Origin of the sequence: Daejeonella sp., from assembly GCF_044348475.1 — a bacterium.
Lineage (GTDB): Bacteria > Bacteroidota > Bacteroidia > Sphingobacteriales > Sphingobacteriaceae > Daejeonella.
Genome location: NZ_JBIKSU010000164.1, coordinates 1 through 2,644, shown reverse-complemented (window position 1 = coordinate 2,644; position 2,644 = coordinate 1). Strand labels below are relative to the sequence as shown.

The 2,644-nt window shown below is 37.8% G+C and carries 3 protein-coding genes and 1 pseudogene; 3 read left to right on the top strand and 1 reads right to left on the bottom strand.

Going from position 1 to position 2,644, the window contains the following annotated elements; translation table 11 throughout:
• A pseudogene (locus ACIQZ6_RS12735) lies at window positions 1–195 on the bottom strand (hypothetical protein); the annotation flags it as partial.
• A gap of 178 nt (window positions 196–373) precedes the next feature.
• Here ACIQZ6_RS12735 and fumC point away from each other — a divergent pair.
• The 3 genes from fumC to ACIQZ6_RS12720 form a co-directional block, all read left to right on the top strand.
• Window positions 374–1,771, top strand: a complete 1,398-nt coding sequence (gene fumC / locus ACIQZ6_RS12730) for a class II fumarate hydratase (RefSeq protein ID WP_395811674.1) — start codon at window positions 374–376, stop codon at window positions 1,769–1,771.
• Window positions 1,772–1,819: 48 nt separating this feature from the next.
• A complete protein-coding gene (locus ACIQZ6_RS12725) occupies window positions 1,820–2,323 on the top strand; it encodes a fumarate hydratase (protein WP_395811672.1) in 504 nt (167 codons plus the stop codon).
• A 7-nt stretch (window positions 2,324–2,330) separates the two neighbouring features.
• On the top strand, window positions 2,331–2,644 hold a 314-nt coding region (locus tag ACIQZ6_RS12720; RefSeq protein WP_395811670.1), incomplete at its 3' end, for a S1/P1 nuclease.

Sequence of the window (2,644 nt, the reverse complement as noted above, 5' to 3'; positions counted from 1 at the left end):
TCTTCGGTGAAGATTCATCATAAATTCATCAATTCTTTTATCTGCCTTTTTGGGGTTATAGATTAAAGCTATGCTATCTACTTGCTCATCAGAAAGCGTTCTCTTCTTTCTTTTTTCAAAAGGAGTAGAACTACAGCCCTGAATAAGGACAATAAAAAACGAAATAATCAGCAAGTGACGGAAATAATGGATCATCGAAAATGTTTGATATAAAATTTAATGCTGAAAATTAGAAAATATTATAATCAGCACAATAAAAGAGTTATAAACACCCCCTTAATATATTAGAATAAAAGATAGTAAAAACTAAATTTTTGGCAGCAACACTAGGTAAAAAAATCTAAATTTGCAGCAAACAACTAATTCCATTCCAATGAATTACAGAGTAGAACACGATACGATGGGCGAGGTAAAGGTGCCTGCAGATAAATACTGGGGAGCACAAACCGAACGTTCAAGAAATAATTTCAAGATAGGACCCGAGGCCTCAATGCCTACGGAAATCATTGAAGCTTTTGCCTTCCTTAAAAAAGCGGCGGCATTTACAAATGCAGACAGTGGAATTTTATCTGTTGAGAAACGCGATCTCATTGCCCAAGTTTGTGATGAAATCCTTGAAGGTAAACTAGCATCTGAGTTTCCTCTGGTGATCTGGCAAACAGGTTCTGGTACCCAATCTAACATGAACGTAAATGAGGTAATCGCTAATCGCTCTCATGTGCTACAAGGAAATAAGCTGGGTGTGGGCACAACATTTGTTCACCCCAATGACGATGTAAACAAATCGCAGTCATCAAATGATACCTATCCAACAGCTATGCACATTGCGGCTTATAAAATGGTTTCAGAAGTAACCATTCCGGGAGTTGAGAAACTTCGCGATGCTCTTCAATTGAAAGTTGAAAAATTTAAGGATGTGGTTAAGATTGGCCGTACTCACTTAATGGATGCAACCCCTTTAACATTAGGTCAAGAATTTTCAGGATATGTTTCACAACTTAACCACGGACTAAAAGCACTTAGAAATACCTTAGACCATTTATCTGAACTGGCATTAGGAGGAACCGCAGTAGGTACCGGTATTAACACTCCAAAGGGATATGATGTAAAAGTTGCAGATTATATCGCAAAGTTTACGGGACTACCGTTTATAACAGCAGAAAATAAATTTGAAGCACTTGCAGCGCACGATGCCATTGTAGAAACCCATGGAGCCTTGAAACAAATTGCAGTTTCGCTGATGAAAATCGCAAATGATATACGTCTTCTTGCTTCGGGCCCGCGTTCCGGAATTGGAGAGATCCACATTCCAGACAATGAGCCAGGATCATCAATAATGCCCGGAAAAGTTAACCCAACTCAAAATGAGGCAGTAACAATGGTTGCGGCACAGGTTATGGGTAATGATGTTACCATAAGCATAGCAGGATCAAACGGACATTATGAACTGAACGTTTTCAAACCAGTAATGGCTGCTAATTTTCTGCAATCTGCACGGTTAATTGGCGATGCATGTGTTTCATTTACAAATAATTGCGCATCCGGTATAGAACCCAACTACGAAGGGATCAAAAAACATCTTGAAAACTCATTAATGCTGGTTACTGCTTTGAATCCACACATTGGTTACGAGAACGCAGCAAAAATTGCGAAAAAAGCGCTGAAAGAAAATAAATCACTCAGAGAAGCTGCTCTTGACCTGGGTTTATTGACCAATGAGCAATTTGACCAATGGGTACGTCCTGAAGATATGATTGGCGGACTAAAATAATTCATTTACCTCTCTGGGTTTATACCCAGAGAGGTTTAAAATCTAAAAATGGCAAAACACCCCTATTATTTCTTCTTAATCTTAAGCCTTCTTGCTTTTACATCCTGTAAATTCAACCCAAATCTTCAGGGAATAGGAACAGAAAGTTTTCAGGGTACATGGGAAGAAGATAGCGTGGATTTTCAGGATCAAAAACTGCAATATTCTAAACATCGGTTTCGCTTTTCATGCGACTCTGTTTATGTTACTATTCAAACATTTGCAAAAGTAAATATGTATCCTGACTCATGCTTTAACAATGGAACGTGGACAGAATATGCCAAAGGAACTTACCTTACAAAAAAAGATACCCTAATTGTTACGGCAACTTTTACAAAGCCCAACTTTAAGCAAAAAATATCAGGATGCTATCGAATTGGTCAATATCTACCGGCATTTGTGATCAGAAAAAATACTGCCGATAGCCTATATTTGGAGAGTATACAACAGCATCTACAACTTAAACTATCATTAAAAGAAAGAACGATTTGCGTTCAAAAACCCCTAAATTAACTTGATTATGAACATATTGTCTTTAAAAAAACTATTCCTTTTTGGAGCACTGCTCTATATCCCATGTCAAAGTATGGCCTGGGGAATGCTTGGTCACAGGGTAGTTGGACAGGTTGCAGAGAGCTATTTAAGTAAAAAAGCAAAAGGCGAAATAAAAAATATTCTTGGAACAGAATCTATGGCTATGGCCAGCAATTGGGCCGACTTTATAAAATCAGAACCTGCGTATAATTATTTAGGTAACTGGCATTATATTAATCTTCCAGCCGGATTAAAATCTGAGCAATTAGAATATGCTTTAAAGCAGGACACAGTTACCGA